Raw genomic sequence first — 16,021 nt, 5'->3', positions numbered from 1 at the left:
TCAGGCGGGCCCCGGAAGGAGTTCAGCGCTCATGTCTCCGTTTGCCCCACCCACCAAGATCGCCCCGGCCATCGGCACCGCCCCCGCCGCCCGGTTTCCCCGCGCACTGCGTAGACCGCACCTCTCGACGGTGCTCACCTGCTGCGGCGCGGCCCTGGTCCCCTGGATGTTCGTCCTCGCCAAGACCCTCCCCCGCACAACGGAGGTGTCCAACTGGTCAACGGCCTGGGTCGGTCTCGACGCCCTTCTCGCGGTCGGGCTCGGCGGCACGGGCTATCTGCTCAAGCGGAAGGACCCACGCGCCGCGAGTGCTGCGGGGGCCACCGGGGCGCTCCTGCTGATGGACGCCTGGTTCGACGTGACGACGTCTGCGCCCGGACCGCAGCTGACCGGCGCAGTCACACTCGCGGTCTGCGCGGAGCTTCCGCTGGCCGCGATATGCGCGGCACTGGCTGTGCGGCGGGGCTCCGCACGGTGTGCGTAAGGACGGGCAACACTCAACGGCGCAGAAGGAGGGCCTGGTATGCACCCGGGCCGCATGGACCACGCAGTTGCGATCGCGGCCACGACGGCAGTCGTGAGTCAGGGCGGGGGCGGGCAGAGCGGGGCACCGACCCCGCTACGCTGCCGGTATGCCCAGCCACAAGCCGGTACGGACGATAGATGCACGAAGCCTGCGCGCCCTGGCACATCCACTGCGGGTGCGCATCATGGAGTCCCTGCGCCGCGACGGCCCCGCGACGTCGACCACTCTCGCCGAGGAGTTCGGCGAGAGCACCGGCACGGTGAGCTGGCATCTGCGACAGCTGGCCGAGCACCACTTCATCGAGGAGGACGTGGAGCGGGGCACCAAGCGGGAGCGCTGGTGGCGGGCGGTGGAGGACCGACAGGTGCTGCGCCCCGCGCAGTTGAGCAAGGAGGATCCCTCGGCGGGCGTAGTCGTGGACGCGTACGTCCAGGAGCTCATCCAGCTGTACTTCCAACGGGCTTCCGCGTATGCGGCGGAGAAGTGGCCCGCCGAGTGGGAGAGCGCGGGCACCATCGCCAACTGGGACGACCTCCGGCTGACCCCGACCCGGCTACGGGAACTGAACGACGAGCTGATGGCCGTGGTCGACAAGTACTACCCGGCGGAGGGGGAACCTGCCGCACCCGGATCACTGCCGGTCAGCGTCCAGCTCCAGTCGTTCGCGCGCCACGACGGCAGGGGCTGAGGCAAACCCCCTCCCCAACAATGCAGAGAACTCTCTGCAAACCCCTTTGCAGAGAGTTCTCTGCAAGCTATCTTCATACACATGCCGACTACGGGTACGACAGCGCGCGCCACCTCACGCAGCCTGCTGCTGCGCAACCGCGACTTCCGCCGCCTCTGGACGGGCTCGACCACCGGCAAGTACGGCGCGTCAGTCACTTCGGTCGCGCTGCCGCTGGTCGCCGTCACCCTGCTGCACGCCTCCACCTTCCAGGTGGGCCTGCTCACCGCGGCAACCTGGCTTCCCTGGCTGCTGATCGGGCTGCCGGCCGGGGCCTGGGTCGACAGACTGCCGCGCCGACCGGTCATGCTCATCGCCGACGCCGCCGCGATGCTGCTCTTTGCCGCGATACCCGTGGCCGCCTGGCTGCAAGTACTCTCGATGGGCTACCTGCTCGCCACGGCCGTACTGGTCGGCACAGCGACCGTCTTCTTCCAGACCGCGTACACCGCGCTGCTCCCCCACCTCGTCGCGTCCGAGGACCAGGCGGAGGGCAACTCGAAACTGCACGGCAGCGAGTCGGCGGCCCAGCTCGCCGGCTACGGTTCCGGTGGCTTCCTGGTCCAGATGGTCGGTGCCGCGAACGGCCTGTTCGTGAACGCCGCGACGTTCGCGGTGTCCTTCCTCTGCGTCCTGCGCATCAAGCACCGGGAGCCGCGCGGTGCGATGGCCGAGCGTTCTCGCGGGGCTCTCGGCCGGGAGATCGGCGCGGGGCTGCGGCTGACCTTCGGTGACCCGTATCTGCGCGCCATGGCGGTGTCGGGCGGTGCGGCCAACCTGGCACTGATGGCGTACCAGTCGATCCTGGTGGTTTTCCTGGTCCGCGAAGTCCATCTGTCCTCAGGGACCATCGGTGTGCTGATGACCGGCGGTGGCATCGGAGGCATCGTCGGCGCATTCGCCGCCCGCCGGGTCGCTGCCCGGATCGGCAGCGCCCGCGCCCTGATCTTCTTCGAGCTGGCGGTGCCCTCACTGGCTCTGCTGATTCCGCTGACCACAGCGGGGTTCGGCCTGGTGCTGTTCGTGATCGGCTACACCTCGGTGTCCTTCGGTGTGATCGCGGGGAACATACTCTCCTCGACCTTCCGTCAGCAGTACTGCCCCAAGGACATGCTCGGCCGGATCTCCGCATCGGCTGCGTTCCTCAACTACGGCACCATCCCGCTCGGCGCAGTCCTCGGGGGCGCACTCGGCGAGGCACTGGGCACCCGCACGGCCCTGTGGATCACCATCGCAGCACTCCCCGCAGCCGCGTCACTCCTCTTCTTCTCGCCGATCCGCCGCGCCCGCGACCTGCCGACCAGGTCTCCGGCCGCTCCGGCAGACCAGCCGAAGGCGGAGCCCGCGCTCTGATCCCGGACGATCAGGCTCACCAGACGCCCCACCGACCGGCTTCCTCCCGTTCGGGAGGAAGCCGGTGCCGGACGCGACGGAAGCCACGATCGGCTCGCAGCACAGTGGTCGTCCCACAGCACAGCGCATCGGCCGGGTTTATTTTTCAGTCAATGGCTCCACATCGGAGCCGACCATCGATCGCGACTTAGGTTAGGCTAACCTTTGTCGAGTGATCGCGACTGCACCCACCCGAGAAGACACCACCCGACCCCGCCACACCACGTCCGACGACCCCGGCACATCTGCCGTGAGCGCCGAGAGCGCTGCGGAAGCCGACGTTCCGTACGGTCTCGCCGCCACGGGGATCACGGTCGCCTACGACGGTGTCGATGTCGTGCACGAGGCGGACCTCCGCCTTCCACGAGGGCGGGTCACCGCACTCATCGGCCCGAACGGCAGCGGAAAATCAACGCTGTTGAGGGCAATCGCCCGGCGACAAGGGGTGCTCCGTACCGTGAGAGGCTGCCACAGCGGGACGCTGACCAAGCATAGTTAGGGTTACCTTACTCGTCCGTGATGGGCGCCCGCCCCGGGCCGCGGCCGGCGGGCGGGGACGCGGAAACAATCGGACCGCCTCCGCCCGGGTCCGCACGCGACCCGCACGGCGCGCAAATGCGAGTGCCTTCCTCCGGGCCCGCGTGATAGTCAGCAGTGTCATGGGCGACCTTGTGACAGCGCGGCTCGTGCTCCACCCTCTGACCGCGGGCGAATCGGCGCGGCTGGTGGCGCGCCGGCCGGGCAGGAACGACCTCTGGGCGGACGGATATCCCCTGGACGGGGACGTCTCCGCAGCGCGGCGGTTCCTGGATGCCTGCGCGGTGGGTCTTGGCGCGGCGCACCCCGGTGCGTACGAGATCCGCCGACGCGAGGACGGATACGCGATCGGTGGTGTGGACTTCCACGGCCCGCCGGATGCCCAGGGCAGCGTCACGATCGGCTACGGCCTGGTCCCGGCTGCGCAGGGCAACGGCTACGCGTCCGAAGCGGTCCGCGCACTGCTCGCTTCGGCACGTGAGCGGGGTTTCGCCCGGGTGAAGGGAGATGCCGACCACGAAAACGCCGCGTCCCATCGCGTGATGGCCTCCGTGGGCATGACACCTGTCGGGGAGGACGAGCGGGTCACGTACTACGAGATCGACTGGTCCGGTGTCGCGGCACGGACCACGGTGGACCCGTCGTTCCAGCGTCTCCGTACGACGAACACCCTGCGCCTGGAGCGCATCACCGCCGGCAACCTCGACGCCGCGATCAGCCTGAAAGTACGAGCCGATCAGGAGCACTTGGTCGCACCGGTGGTGAAGTCCCTCGCTGAGGCGTACGTCCACCCCGGTACCGCCTGGCCACGCCTGATCCTCGACGGGGACCGCCCCGTCGGCTTCCTCATGGCCTTTCTCGACACCGAATTCACGGGAGCGGGGGCGGGCCCGGACATCCGTTCCGGGCTCTGGCGCCTCAACATCGCGGCGGGCGAACAGGGGCGCGGCTACGGCCGGTTCGCGGTCCAGTCCGTGGCAGCCGAGATCCGCCGACGGGGCGGCACCCGCCTCACGGCCACCTGGCACCCGGGCGCGGCCGGCCCCGAGGGCTTCTACCTGGGGCTCGGGTTCCGGCTCACGGGAGAGATCAGCGGCGGCCAGACGGTCGGAGAGCTGGATCTGGTCCACGGCTGACACCGGCCTGGCGGCGAACAACGCTCCGTACCGGAGCCGGAGCAGGGGCCTGGGCCGAGGCAGCGGCAGCGGCCTGGACCCGTAGGGGCAGCCATTGGGCACGTGAACCCGCCGCCGCCTCAGCCCCGCAAGCCCGCTTCGGCCCTCGCGCGACGGGCGTCGCACGGGTGCGGGCCGGGACACCGGAGCGAGGGGAGACGGAGCGAGGGGCAGCCACGGGGCGAGAGGACGAGGCGAGAGGACGGGGCGAGGAGCCCCGCACCGGACCCGCCGCGAAGCGAATATCCGGTGGCAGTCCCGGACGTCCGCGGTGAGGATCCGGGCATGGACATCTTCCTGGAGACCGGTCGGCTCGCGCTGCGCCCGTTCACCGAGGCCGACGCCGACCACCTCTTCGCCCTGGACAACGACCCCGACGTGATGCGCTTCATCAACGGCGGCCGGCCGGCGAACCGCGGGACGGTCCGGTCGCAGGTCCTGCCGCGGCTCCTCCACGATCACATGTGCTTCGGGACGCGCGGCTACTGGGCCGCGGAGGAGAAGGCCACCGGGGTCTTTCTGGGCTGGTTCGAGTTCCGTCCCCTGGACGGCCGCAGTGCCGCAGTGGTCGAGCTCGGTTACCGGCTGAACAAGGCTGCCTGGGGCACTGGTTACGCCACAGAGGGATCACGGGCGCTGATCCGCAAGGGGTTCACGGATTTCGGTGTGGAGCGGGTGACCGCCAACACCATGGCGGTCAACACCCGTTCCCGGCGCGTGATGGAGAAAGCGGGCCTAACGCTCCTCCGCAGCTTCACCGGAGACTGGCCCGACGCCATCGAGGGCTCCGATCAGGGCGAGGTCGAGTACGCACTCACCCGGGCCCAGTGGCGGCAACACCCGTGATCCTGCGCTGTCAGCTGGAACCCGACCGGGTCCACCGGCTCCAGCGCCGGAGGCAGGGCTCACGGGCCGAGGACGGCGAACGCCTCACGAAGCAGCGGGTTGACCGACCCGGGGACGGGCTGAACGTCGCCCAGGTCGCTGTGCGCGATCACCGCACTGCGGACGGCGGCGACAGCGGCACGAGCGAGTACCGCAGACCGCAGGGACGGCGGGGAACCGTCAGAGACCCCCGTGTGCTCGCCCAGGCGTTCCGCGAGTGCGGCGGCGACGCCGATCTCGAAGTCGAACAGGACGGCGAGCGCGGGGCGGGAGGCGCGCGGGGCGAAACGGGCCGGGGGGCCGCTGAAGAGAAGTACCAACCCGGTCTCGGGGCGCTTCTCGCCGAGCGCGAGCAGGGCGTTCAGTACAGCGGTCAACGGGGGTTCCCCGGCAGGGCGGGCTCGGATCTCGGCGCACAGCGGGGGCAGCAAGTCGGTGATCTCGCTGAAGACCAGGTGTTCCTTGGAGGGGAAGTACCGGAAGAAGGTGCGCTCGGTGACGTTCGCGGCGGCGGCGATGTCCCGGACGGTCGTCCTTCCGTAGCCGTTCTCCTCGAACATGCGCAGAGCCGCGCGCTGGAGGGCCAGCCGGGTGGCCGCCTTCTTCTGCTCGCGCAGCCCCGGCTCCGGCTCCGGCTCCGGGGGATTCATCGTGCTCACGTTGAGCGATTGTGGCACGCGGGCCGCCGTCTGTCATTCATGACACTTCTGCCGGGGAAAGCTCTCGGGCACTAGAAAAAGTCAGTACTGACACTTTACGGTTGCCAGCGTCCCTGGCTGTCCTCACGAGCCATCCTCCTGAGTTGTCTTCGTGAGCTGCCTTCGTGAGCTGCCTTCGTGAGCTGCCCCGACTGCGATCCGTCCCCACGGTCCACCGCTGCCAACTGCCCCTGCGAACCGCCCCGCGAACCATCCCCACGTGAACCGCCCCCACGTGGACCGTCTTCGTGAGTTTTCTTCGTGAGCCGTCCCCTGAGGAGTCACGCATGCAGAGCACCGAGCCAGCCGGTGAGCCTCGCGGAGCCGGGCGCGGAACCGGGCGGGGAGAGACCCCCGGGCCCGGCCGGGGAGGTCCCCCCGACGCCGGCCCGGCCGGTGTCCCGAGGTCCGGACGGCCGGGACGCGCGGTGCGTGCCGGGTATCCGATCGCCGGGCTGGTGATGGCGGGCATGTGGCTCCGCGGCGCCGGGTCACCGGCGTGGGAGCACGCACTGCGGGTGCTCGTGGTGGTCCTGGTGATCCCGCCGGTCATCCACCTCGTACGCCGCCGGCGCGAGCGGCGCTTCGGCGCGGCAGCGTCGCATCAGGTGCCGTTGCGTCGTCTGGTGGCGCTGAAAGTGGTACTCGTCGGGGCCGCGCTGTGCTGCGACTGGCTGCTCAGGACAAGGGTCCCCGAACCCGCCACGATCACCGCCGCCGGGCTCCTGGTCGCCGTCGCCCTGGGCGGTCCGGCCTTCCACCAGCGGCAGTTGAACACGATCTCCCGAAGCGTCCCGGCCCGGCACCCTGCCCGGCATTCCGGCCGCCCCGCCCCCGTACGGAAAGAGATGTGAGCCCGATGACCACCAGCAGCACCGATCATCTCCCCTGGGACGACGACCAGGACTTCGCCGACGCCGACCGTGGTTTCCTCGGACGCCTGGACCCCTGCGTCGTGCGGGACGCGGACGGGCGGCTCATCTGGGACAACGACGCCTACGCCTTCCTCGCACTGGAGCAGGACGCACCGCCGACAGCCCATCCGTCCCTGTGGCGCCAGAGCCGGCTGACGGTGAAGCAGGGCCTGTACGAGGTGGTGCCCGGCATCTATCAGGTGCGCGGACTCGACCTGTCCAACATCACTTTCGTCGAGGGCGAGCGCGGCGTCATCGTCGTCGACCCGCTCATCAGCAAGGAGGTCGCCGCAGCCGCACTCGGGCTCTACCGCGAGCACCGGGGGGAACGGCCGGTGACGGCCGTGATCTACAGCCACTCGCACGTCGACCATTTCGGCGGGGTACGGGGTGTGGTGGACGCCGCCGACGTGGCATCCGGCGCGGTGCCGGTGCTCGCACCGGCGGGGTTCATGGAGCACGCCGTGAGCGAGAACGTGTTCACGGGGCCGGCGATGAGCCGCCGCTCCTCCTACATGTACGGAGCCGCACTGCCCAAGGGGCCGGCAGGGCAGATCGGCTGCGGGCTGGGCATGACGACCTCACTGGGCAGCGTCGGGCTGATCGCACCGACGCTCGGCATCACGAGGACCGGCCAGGAGGAGACCGTCGACGGGGTCCGTATGGTCTTCCAGCTCACGCCCGGCACCGAGGCCCCGTCGGAGATGAACTTCCACTTCCCCGACTTGCGGACGCTGTGTGTCGCCGAGAACGCGTGCCACACCCTGCACAATGTGCTTACCCTGCGCGGTGCGCTCGTCCGCGACCCCAGCGCCTGGGCGCGCTATCTGACGGAGACCCTGCGGCTCTTCGCCGGCGATTTCGACACCGTCTTCGCCTCCCACCACTGGCCGACCTGGGGGCAGGAGCGGGCAGTGCGCTTCCTGGAGGAGCAGCGGGACACGTACGCCTATCTGCACGATCAGTCCGTACGGCTCATCAACGCCGGTCTGACCGGGGCCGAGATAGCCGAGGAACTCCGCTTCCCCGAAGCCCTCGACCGCGCCTGGCACGCCCGCGGCTACTACGGCACCCTCAGCCACAACGCCAAGGCCGTCTACCAGCGGTACATGGGCTGGTTCGACGGCAACCCGGCCCACCTGTGGCCGCACCCGCCGGTCGAAGCCGCAGGCCGGTACGTGGAGTTCATGGGCGGGGCCGACGCCGTACTCGCCAAGGCGAGGAAGTCCTTCGAGGACGGAGACCTCCGCTGGGTCGCCGAGGTCGTGAACCATGTGCTGTTCGCCGACCCGGCCAACGCCGAGGCCCGATCCCTGCAGGCGGACACCTTCGAACTGCTGGGCAGGGCTTCCGAGTCGGGCCCCTGGCGCAACTTCTACCTGATGGGAGCGGCCGAACTCCGCGGCGGCATCATCGCCACCCCCACCCGCAGCGCTCCCGACGTCCTCGCCGCCCTGACCGCCGAGCAGGTCTTCCAGTCCATGGCCGTACGGATCAACGGGCCGCGCGCGGCCGCAGCAGGACGGCTGGTGCTGCGCTGGGAGTTCACCGACACGGGTGAGGCCTGGACACTGCTGCTCTCCAACGGTGCCCTCACCGCCATGGCGGGGGACGCACCGCGCGGTGAACGGCCGCAAGCGGGGCTGCGACTGGCGCGCACCACGCTGAACGCCGTCCTGGGCAGGCTGACGACCTTCGCCGACGAGATCACCGCAGGCACCGTCGCCATCGACGGCGACGCCATGGCCCTCGCGGAGTTCAGCAGCCTGCTGGACGCCCCCGACCCGGATTTCCCCATGGTCACCCCCTGATCCGGCCCCGCCCCGGCTCCCGCCCTGATCCCGTCGTGCCCTGATCCCGCCGCGCCCCGGGCCGATGTCAGCGGCGGCCGATCAGTGCGGCGCAGGCCACCACCCTCCTGGTGCCGTCAGGACCAGGGCCGTCGCCAGGAAGATGCGGGTGACTCGTGGGACCGGGGCTCGCGCAGGGGCGGTGTCGCCGGACGGCCGGTCGGGATCGTCAGTCGTGGTCGTGGCCCCTGACCAGCGTGAGCGACTGTCCCTGCGGCCCGTCGATGACGGAGCGGGACTCCTGGGCCTGCGCGAGGAACTGCCGGCGGGTGTCGTGCGCGGTCCCGGGGCAGTCGTGCGTGAGCTGTTGCTCGCAGACCGCCCGGAGGTCCGCCGAACGGGGCTGCTGCGTCGGGCCGCTGCTCTCCCACGTGCCGATGCCGTACGAGACGGCGAGCACCACCGCGACGATCGCGGCGAACACCATGAGCGGCCGGAACCGTCCGGCCGCCCGGCGCAGCCGCCGCTTCTGGGCGCGCGCCGGAGGGCCTGCCCCGGGTATCGCCCGGGTGAGTCTTCGCTTCCAGTACACAAGACGGTAGTAGTGCCTGAGCACTGCCGCCCCCCTCCTCTTGATCAGTGCCGCGCCGCAGTCACCGTACAAGGAGCCAGTGACAATGCAGACCCAGCTCAGTCCGGCACGGGATTCCCGCAACAGTCCTCGAACCAGACGGAGTTGGAGGCACCTGGGCGCGTCCGCACTGCGCCGCGACCGCCCGTCGGACGGACTGCCGCCGAAGCTGATTGACCTCAACCGCGGTTCATGTACGAGGCTCCATGCCAGAGGGCCTGGGCCGCGTTCGCAACGCATCACGCCGAGCGAGCCGATCACGACAAGCAGATGGAGGGAGCGCGCATGGCGACGGAGGCAGTGACCCAGTGGATCAGGCAACACGCCCACCCGATCGACACCTTGGACCCGCAGACCCCGCTGACCGGCCTCCTGCCGCTGGCCGGCCTCGTACGCGATGCCAAGGTCGTCACCACGGGCGCCTCGACCCGCCAGGCCCATGAACTGTCCACCGCCGCGCACAGGGTGCTCCGGTTCCTCGTCGAGCGACAGGGATTCCGTTCGCTGCCCCTGGAAGGCGACGATGCCATGCGGCTCGGACTCGGCGCCTACATCCGAACCGGCACGGGAGACCCGGAGGAACTGCTGTCCGGCGCCCGGTCGTTCTGGCGGACCCAGGAGATCCTGGACGTCATCCGCTGGATGCGCTCCTGCAACCAGCGGAACCAGGACGACCCGGTCCGTTTCGTCGAGGATCTCGGCATCTCCCGGACGCCGGAATCCCTCGTGCCGACGGCCCCGCCCCGTACGGGCATGGCTCGACGCCCCGTCCAGGACCCGGGTGATCGGCACCGCCTACGACCCGGAGCACGACGACGCCCACCGCCTTTCCGGCGGATCACTCGCGGACTGGTTCGACGCGGTCATCCACTCCCAGGTGGTCACACCCGTGGGCGTTCTCGCCCCCTCCACCGCATCGGCTCGGGCCGCGTCATGACCGAGGGCCCCACCCCCGCCGAAGCGGGACCGGGGCCCTCGGTCATGCACGAGTGACGGGTGACGCACGCGTCACGCCAGGTCAGCAGCCCAGCAGGCGGCCGCCCAGGTAGGACTGGATCTGGTCCAGTGAGACACGCTCCTGCTTCATCGTGTCGCGCTCGCGGACCGTCACCGCGTTGTCGTCGAGGGTGTCGAAGTCCACCGTGACGCAGAACGGCGTACCGATCTCGTCCTGGCGGCGGTAGCGGCGGCCGATGGCGCCCGCGTCGTCGAACTCGATGTTCCAGTTGCGGCGCAGGTCGGTCGCCAGGCCCTTGGCCTTCGGCGAGAGCTGCGGGTTGCGGGAGAGCGGCAGGACCGCGACCTTGACCGGCGCGAGGCGCGGGTCGAGGCGCATCACGGTGCGCTTCTCCATGACGCCCTTGGCGTTGGGCGCCTCGTCCTCGATGTACGCGTCGAGCATGAAGGCCAGCATCGCGCGGCCGACACCCGCCGCGGGCTCGATGACGTACGGGGTCCAGCGCTCGCCCTTCTCCTGGTCGAAGTAGGAGAGGTCGGTGCCCGACGCCTTGGAGTGCGCGCCCAGGTCGTAGTCGGTGCGGTTGGCGACGCCTTCCAGCTCGCCCCACTCACTGCCGCCGAAGCGGAAGCGGTACTCGATGTCGGCGGTGCGCTTCGAGTAGTGGGAGAGCTTCTCCTTCGGGTGCTCGTACCAGCGCATGTTCTCCTCGCGCATACCGAGGTCGCGGTACCAGTTCCAGCGCTGCTCCATCCAGTATTCCTGCCACTGCTCGTCCTCGCCCGGCTTGACGAAGAACTCCATCTCCATCTGCTCGAACTCGCGGGTGCGGAAGATGAAGTTGCCCGGCGTGATCTCGTTCCGGAAGGACTTGCCCATCTGCGCGATGCCGAACGGCGGCTTCTTGCGCGAAGTCTGCAGCACCTGGCCGAAGTTGGTGAAGATGCCCTGGGCCGTCTCGGGGCGCAGGTAGGCGACGGAGCCGCTGTCCTGGGTCGGGCCGAGGTGGGTGGAGAGCAGGCCCGAGAAGTTCTTGGGCTCGGTGAAGGTGCCCTTGTTGCCGCAGTTCGGGCAGTTGAGGTCGGCGAGGCCGTTCGCGGGGGCGTGGCCGTGCTTCTCCTCGTACGCCTCCTCCAGGTGGTCCGCGCGGAAACGCTTGTGGCAGGAGGTGCATTCGGTCAGCGGGTCGGAGAAGGTCGCGACGTGACCGGACGCCTCCCAGGTCTCGGAGGCCAGGATGACCGACGAGTCGAGACCGACCACGTCCTCGCGCGCGGTGACCATGTAACGCCACCACTGGCGCTTGAGGTTCTCCTTCAGCTCGACACCCAGCGGCCCGTAGTCCCAGGCGGCACGCTGACCGCCGTAGATCTCGCTGGAGGGGTAGACGAAGCCACGGCGCTTGCTCAGGCTGACGATGGTCTCGATCTTGTCGGCGGCCACGGTGCTCTCTTCATTACGACGATTGCGAACAGCGGAATGCCTCAGGTTACCGGCGGCTGCACCCCCAGGATCAAATCGGTTACCTGTTCCGGTGGAGATCACGCCAGGAGCGGACCGGGCACCGGTCCGGGACCAGCCCTCCGCCGCCCCCCGCAGGGACCCCTTGTTGACAATCGTTTCCACTTTTGTTGAAAATGACTGTCATGAACGTACGCCGCCTCATACCCCTCACAGCCGTCTCCGCGGCGGTCGCCGCCGGACTGATCGCCCTCGCCGCCTGCTCCGGTTCCTCCACCGCCGGCCACAACGACGGCAAGCTGCACGTCGTGGCGTCGTTCTACCCGCTCCAGTACCTGACGCAGCAGATAGGCGGCGACCACGTCTCGGTCACCAACCTGACGAAGCCGGGCGTCGAGCCGCACGACCTCGAGCTCAGCCCGAGGCAGACCGTCGCCCTGTCCCGCGAGGACGCGATCATCTACCTCAAGGGCCTCCAGCCCGCCGTGGACGAGGCGATCAAGCAGTCCGGTGTGAAGCACACCGCGGACGCCGCCGCGATGACCACGCTCGAAAAGCACGGCACCGAGGTCGACGGCCACCACCACACGACCGGCGACAACGCCTCGCACTCGGAGAGCGAAGCCGGGCTCGACCCGCACATCTGGCTCGACCCGGTGCGCTACGCCCAGGTCGCCAGGGGCGTGGACAGGACGCTCGCCGCCGCGGACCCGGCGCACAAGGCCGACTACCGCAAGAACACCGACGCCCTGGTGAAGAAGCTGGACGCCCTCAACAAGCAGTACGCGGAGGGCCTCAAGAGCCGCACGTCCGACACCTTCGTCACCACGCACGCCGCCTTCGGCTACCTCGCCGAGCGCTACGGCCTCACCGAGGAGGCCATCAGCGGCATCGACCCGGAGAGCGAGCCCAGCGTCTCGCGCATGAAGGACCTGCACAGCCTGGCCGCGAAGCACCACGTCTCCACGGTCTTCTTCGAGACCATCGCGAACCCGGACACCGCCAGGACCCTCGCCGGGGACCTGCACGTGAAGACCGGCGTGCTGGACCCGCTGGAGGGGATCACGGACAAGTCGAGGGGCCGCGACTACATCCAGGTCATGCAGTCCAACCTCGCCGCGCTCCAGAGGGCGCTCGGCGCGAAGTGACCACTCCCCGCACAGGCCCGTACGCATCTGCGACCGCACCGGAGGCAGCGCCATGAACATGGAACACGAACCCGTCATCTCGGTGCGCGGCGCCACCGCCGCGCTCGGCGCCCGCCCCGTACTGCGCGGCATCGATCTGCGTGTGGGCCGGGGCGAGGTCGTCGCCCTGCTCGGCGCCAACGGTTCGGGCAAGTCGACCGCCGTACGCGCGGTGATCGGGCAGGTCCCCCTCACCGGCGGCTCGATCGAACTCTTCGGCACCCCGCTGGGCCGGTTCAGGCAGTGGGCGCGCATCGGATACGTGCCGCAGCGCACCACAGCGGCTGGCGGGGTGCCCGCGACGGTGCGCGAGATCGTCTCGTCCGGCCGCCTCGCCCGTACGAAGCTGCGGTGGCCCTCGAAGGCCGACCGGGCGGCCGTTTCCCGCGCCATCGACCTGGTGGGGCTCGGAGACCGCGCGGGCGACTCCGTGGGCGCACTCTCCGGGGGTCAGCACCAGCGGGTGCTGATCGCCAGGGCGCTGGCCTCCGAACCCGAGCTGCTGATCATGGACGAGCCGATGGCCGGGGTCGACCTGGCCAGCCAGGAGATCCTCGCCTCGACCCTGCGCGAGCAGGTAGCGGCGCGGACGACGGTGCTGCTGGTCCTGCACGAGCTGGGGCCCCTGGAGCCGCTGATCGACCGCGCCGTCGTCCTGCGGGACGGCTGCGTCACCCACGACGGCCCCCCGCCCGAGGCCCTGGGCCAGCATTCCCCCAAGCTCTCAACTGCGTTCGAGCAGGGAGGGGCCCCCACGCCCGGCCACGACCACGTACATCCGCACGCGGCGGCCGAGCCGGCCAGGACAGGACTGCTGAGCTGATCATGGAACTTCTCCAGAGCCCCCTGATGCAGCGGGCCTTGCTCGCCGCAGTACTGGTCGGCATCACCGCCCCCGCCATCGGCATCTACCTCGTCCAGCGCCGCCAGGCCCTGATGGGCGACGGCATCGGCCACATCGCGATGACCGGGGTCGGACTCGGCTTCCTGCTCAATTCGAGTCCGGTGTGGATGGCGACGCTGGTCTCGGTCGTCGGCGCCGTCTCGATGGAGCTGATCCGCAGCTACGGCCGCATGCGCGGCGACGTCGCGCTGGCCATGCTCTTCTACGGAGGCATGTCGGGCGGAGTGCTGCTGATCAACCTGTCCCCGACCGGCTCGAACGCCAACCTCTCCTCGTATCTCTTCGGCTCGCTCGCCACCGTGTCGCAGAGCGATGTCACCGCGATCTGCGTACTGGCCGCGTTCGTGATCCTCGTGACGCTCGGGCTGCGCAGGCAGCTCTTCGCGGTCAGCCAGGACGAGGAGTTCGCCCGGGTCACCGGGCTGCCCGTACGGGTGCTGAACCTGCTCATCGCGGTCACAGCGGCCGTCACCGTCACCGTCGCGATGCGGGTGGTCGGGCTGCTGCTGGTGAGCGCGCTGATGGTCGTCCCGGTGGCGGCGGCACAGCAGCTGACGAAGTCGTTCGCTGTCACCTTCACGCTGGCCGTGGTGATCGGCACCGCGGTGACGCTCTCCGGCACCATCACGTCGTACTACCAGGACGTTCCGCCGGGAGCGACAATTGTGCTGCTGGCCATCGCGGTCTTCGTCGCCCTGACCGCACTCGCCGCTCCCCTGGCGAAGCGGCGGGCGCGGGCCGCCGAGGCGGCGGAGGCCGAGTGCGGCGCCGGGGTCCCGGCGGCACGGCGGCCGGTGGAATCAGCCAGGACCTGACGGAGCTGGCACAATGGCCCGACACACGGGCGGGCGACGGCGAGGAGGCACCTGTGGCTGCGGGAGCACCAGTACGAGGCCGGTCGACCCGGCAGCGGGCCGCGGTGGCTGCGGCGCTCGACGAGGTGGACGAGTTCCGCAGCGCCCAGGAGCTGCACGACGTGCTCAAGCACCGCGGCGACTCGGTCGGTCTCACGACGGTCTACCGGACGCTCCAGTCGCTGGCCGACGCGGGCGAGGTCGATGTGCTGCGCACGGGCGACGGCGAGTCGGTGTACCGGCGCTGCTCGACCGGGGAGCACCACCACCACCTGGTCTGCCGCACGTGCGGCAAGGCCGTCGAGGTCGAGGGGCCCGCGGTGGAGAAGTGGGCGGAGTCGATCGCGGCGCAGCACGGGTATGTGAACGTGGCGCACACGGTGGAGGTCTTCGGGACCTGCTCGGAGTGTGCGGCCACCACCAAGGAGAGCTGAGGCGTCCGGCCCCCCGCCGGGGGGCCGGACCCGATGGTGCGGTGGATCGGCCGGGCTGCCCGGCGGAGGCCCGGCCGGGTACGCCGTACGCCCGCCCCCGGCGGGCTGACGCGGCGTACCGCCGGCGGCTCAGCCGGACGCCTCCTCGATCGCGCCGCCGAACCGCCGGTCCCGCTGGGCGAATTCGAGGCAGGCGCGCCACAGGTCCCGGCGGTCGAAGTCCGGCCAGAGGACGTCCTGGAACACCATCTCGGCGTAGGCGCTCTGCCAGATCAGGTAGTTGGACGTGCGCTGCTCGCCGCTGGGGCGCAGGAAGAGATCGACGTCCGGCATGTCCGGGTAGTAGATGTATTTCGCGAAGGTCTTCTCGTTGACCTTCGCCGGGTCCAGCTTGCCCGCGGCCACATCGCGGGCGATGGCCTGCGCCGCGTCGGCGATCTCCGCGCGCCCGCCGTAGTTGACGCAGAAGTACAGCGTCATGGCGTCGTTGTCCTTGGTCTGCTCCTGCGCGACCTGGAGCTCCTCGACGACCGACTTCCACAGCTTGGGCATCCGGCCCACCCAGCGGATCCGGATCCCGAGCTCGTCCATCTCGTCACGGCGGCGCCTGATGACGTCGCGGTTGAAGTTCATCAGGAAGCGCACCTCTTCGGGCGAGCGCTTCCAGTTCTCGGTCGAGAAGGCGTACAGCGACAGGTTCTTGACGCCCATCTCGATGCAGCCGTTGAGCACTTCGAGGACGGTGGACTCGCCGATCTTGTGCCCCTCGGTGCGCGGCAGGCCCCGGTCCTTGGCCCACCGGCCGTTGCCGTCCATGACAATCGCCACGTGGTTCGGCACCAGCTCGCCGGGGATCTTCGGCGGCCGGGCGCCCGACGGGTGCAGTTCGGGGGTTTTGTACTCCGGCTTGTTACGCCCCAGAATCCCGCGTCGTGCCATGTGCTCGTC

The 16,021-nt window shown here is 69.9% G+C and carries 16 protein-coding genes and 2 pseudogenes; 14 read left to right on the top strand and 4 right to left on the bottom strand.

Features of this window, described 5'->3' with window-relative positions; translation table 11 throughout:
- The first annotated feature begins 31 nt into the window (after positions 1–31).
- The 7 genes and pseudogenes from OG584_RS24475 to OG584_RS24445 all read left to right on the top strand — a co-directional run bounded on the left by OG584_RS24475 (position 32) and on the right by OG584_RS24445 (position 5,203).
- Positions 32–484, top strand: coding sequence for a hypothetical protein (locus OG584_RS24475; protein WP_405780940.1), 453 nt, complete (start codon positions 32–34; stop codon positions 482–484).
- Positions 485–632: 148 nt separating this feature from the next.
- Complete coding sequence (locus OG584_RS24470) at positions 633–1,214, top strand: ArsR/SmtB family transcription factor (RefSeq protein ID WP_405780938.1); 582 nt, start codon at positions 633–635, stop codon at positions 1,212–1,214.
- 81 nt (positions 1,215–1,295) lie between these two features.
- The gene (locus tag OG584_RS24465) at positions 1,296–2,606 is read left to right on the top strand and encodes an MFS transporter (protein WP_405780936.1); all 1,311 of its coding nucleotides are present in this window, start codon (positions 1,296–1,298) and stop codon (positions 2,604–2,606) included.
- A gap of 289 nt (positions 2,607–2,895) precedes the next feature.
- Positions 2,896–3,081 (top strand): annotated as a pseudogene (locus OG584_RS24460) (ATP-binding cassette domain-containing protein); the annotation flags it as partial.
- Positions 3,082–3,304: 223 nt separating this feature from the next.
- A pseudogene (locus OG584_RS24455) lies at positions 3,305–3,733 on the top strand (GNAT family N-acetyltransferase); the annotation flags it as partial.
- 81 nt (positions 3,734–3,814) lie between these two features.
- The gene (locus tag OG584_RS24450; protein WP_405784258.1) at positions 3,815–4,318 is read left to right on the top strand and encodes a GNAT family N-acetyltransferase; all 504 of its coding nucleotides are present in this window, start codon (positions 3,815–3,817) and stop codon (positions 4,316–4,318) included.
- Between the two features lie 324 nt (positions 4,319–4,642).
- Positions 4,643–5,203, top strand: a complete 561-nt coding sequence (locus OG584_RS24445) for a GNAT family N-acetyltransferase (protein WP_405780934.1) — start codon at positions 4,643–4,645, stop codon at positions 5,201–5,203.
- A 59-nt stretch (positions 5,204–5,262) separates the two neighbouring features.
- Here the strand turns inward: OG584_RS24445 and OG584_RS24440 are convergent, their stop codons facing one another.
- Positions 5,263–5,892 carry a TetR/AcrR family transcriptional regulator gene (locus tag OG584_RS24440; protein WP_405784256.1) on the bottom strand — a complete coding sequence of 210 codons (630 nt, stop codon included), beginning with the start codon at positions 5,890–5,892 and terminating at the stop codon, positions 5,263–5,265.
- A 476-nt stretch (positions 5,893–6,368) separates the two neighbouring features.
- Between OG584_RS24440 and OG584_RS24435 the strand changes: the two genes are divergently transcribed.
- On the top strand, positions 6,369–6,794 hold the full coding sequence (locus tag OG584_RS24435; RefSeq protein WP_405780933.1) for a hypothetical protein: 426 nt from the start codon (positions 6,369–6,371) through the stop codon (positions 6,792–6,794).
- Positions 6,795–6,799: 5 nt separating this feature from the next.
- Positions 6,800–8,665 carry an alkyl/aryl-sulfatase gene (locus OG584_RS24430; RefSeq protein WP_405780931.1) on the top strand — a complete coding sequence of 622 codons (1,866 nt, stop codon included), beginning with the start codon at positions 6,800–6,802 and terminating at the stop codon, positions 8,663–8,665.
- Positions 8,666–8,873: 208 nt separating this feature from the next.
- Here OG584_RS24430 and OG584_RS24425 read toward each other — a convergent pair whose 3' ends face one another.
- Positions 8,874–9,260 (bottom strand): hypothetical protein, encoded by a 387-nt coding sequence (locus OG584_RS24425; RefSeq protein ID WP_405780930.1) that lies wholly within the window; start codon positions 9,258–9,260, stop codon positions 8,874–8,876.
- A 300-nt stretch (positions 9,261–9,560) separates the two neighbouring features.
- On the opposite strand from OG584_RS24425, the gene OG584_RS24420 reads away from it, so the two are divergent.
- Positions 9,561–10,268, top strand: a complete 708-nt coding sequence (locus tag OG584_RS24420) for an erythromycin esterase family protein (protein WP_405780928.1) — start codon at positions 9,561–9,563, stop codon at positions 10,266–10,268.
- 25 nt (positions 10,269–10,293) lie between these two features.
- On the opposite strand, the gene OG584_RS24415 is transcribed toward OG584_RS24420, so the two are convergent.
- Positions 10,294–11,676, bottom strand: coding sequence for a glycine--tRNA ligase (locus OG584_RS24415; protein WP_405780926.1), 1,383 nt, complete (start codon positions 11,674–11,676; stop codon positions 10,294–10,296).
- A gap of 203 nt (positions 11,677–11,879) precedes the next feature.
- Between OG584_RS24415 and OG584_RS24410 the strand changes: the two genes are divergently transcribed.
- From OG584_RS24410 to OG584_RS24395, 4 genes are read left to right on the top strand one after another with little or no spacing between them, the layout of a single operon-like run.
- On the top strand, positions 11,880–12,842 hold the full coding sequence (locus tag OG584_RS24410) for a metal ABC transporter substrate-binding protein (protein WP_405780924.1): 963 nt from the start codon (positions 11,880–11,882) through the stop codon (positions 12,840–12,842).
- 52 nt (positions 12,843–12,894) lie between these two features.
- Complete coding sequence (locus tag OG584_RS24405) at positions 12,895–13,704, top strand: metal ABC transporter ATP-binding protein (protein ID WP_405780922.1); 810 nt, start codon at positions 12,895–12,897, stop codon at positions 13,702–13,704.
- A 2-nt stretch (positions 13,705–13,706) separates the two neighbouring features.
- The gene (locus OG584_RS24400) at positions 13,707–14,600 is read left to right on the top strand and encodes a metal ABC transporter permease (protein ID WP_405780921.1); all 894 of its coding nucleotides are present in this window, start codon (positions 13,707–13,709) and stop codon (positions 14,598–14,600) included.
- Between the two features lie 53 nt (positions 14,601–14,653).
- Entirely contained in the window at positions 14,654–15,073 is a 420-nt protein-coding gene (locus OG584_RS24395) for a Fur family transcriptional regulator (RefSeq protein ID WP_405780919.1), read from the top strand.
- Positions 15,074–15,202: 129 nt separating this feature from the next.
- Here OG584_RS24395 and OG584_RS24390 read toward each other — a convergent pair whose 3' ends face one another.
- On the bottom strand, positions 15,203–16,012 hold the full coding sequence (locus tag OG584_RS24390; RefSeq protein WP_405780917.1) for an isoprenyl transferase: 810 nt from the start codon (positions 16,010–16,012) through the stop codon (positions 15,203–15,205).
- Positions 16,013–16,021: the final 9 nt, after the last annotated feature.

It is taken from the genome of Streptomyces sp. NBC_00859 (assembly GCF_045161865.1).
Taxonomy (GTDB): domain Bacteria; phylum Actinomycetota; class Actinomycetes; order Streptomycetales; family Streptomycetaceae; genus Streptomyces.
Note: the sequence above shows the minus strand (reverse complement) of the source record. Positions and strands in the feature narration are given on the sequence as shown.

Coding starts and splice junctions, on each gene's coding strand:
- OG584_RS24475 (WP_405780940.1), top strand. CDS start 32: ATGTCTCCGTTTGCCCCACCCACCAAGATCGCCCCGGCCATCGGCACC.
- OG584_RS24470 (WP_405780938.1), top strand. CDS start 633: ATGCCCAGCCACAAGCCGGTACGGACGATAGATGCACGAAGCCTGCGC.
- OG584_RS24465 (WP_405780936.1), top strand. CDS start 1,296: ATGCCGACTACGGGTACGACAGCGCGCGCCACCTCACGCAGCCTGCTG.
- OG584_RS24445 (WP_405780934.1), top strand. CDS start 4,643: ATGGACATCTTCCTGGAGACCGGTCGGCTCGCGCTGCGCCCGTTCACC.
- OG584_RS24440 (WP_405784256.1), bottom strand. CDS start 5,892: ATGAATCCCCCGGAGCCGGAGCCGGAGCCGGGGCTGCGCGAGCAGAAG.
- OG584_RS24430 (WP_405780931.1), top strand. CDS start 6,800: ATGACCACCAGCAGCACCGATCATCTCCCCTGGGACGACGACCAGGAC.
- OG584_RS24420 (WP_405780928.1), top strand. CDS start 9,561: ATGGCGACGGAGGCAGTGACCCAGTGGATCAGGCAACACGCCCACCCG.
- OG584_RS24410 (WP_405780924.1), top strand. CDS start 11,880: ATGAACGTACGCCGCCTCATACCCCTCACAGCCGTCTCCGCGGCGGTC.
- OG584_RS24405 (WP_405780922.1), top strand. CDS start 12,895: ATGAACATGGAACACGAACCCGTCATCTCGGTGCGCGGCGCCACCGCC.
- OG584_RS24400 (WP_405780921.1), top strand. CDS start 13,707: ATGGAACTTCTCCAGAGCCCCCTGATGCAGCGGGCCTTGCTCGCCGCA.
- OG584_RS24390 (WP_405780917.1), bottom strand. CDS start 16,012: ATGGCACGACGCGGGATTCTGGGGCGTAACAAGCCGGAGTACAAAACC.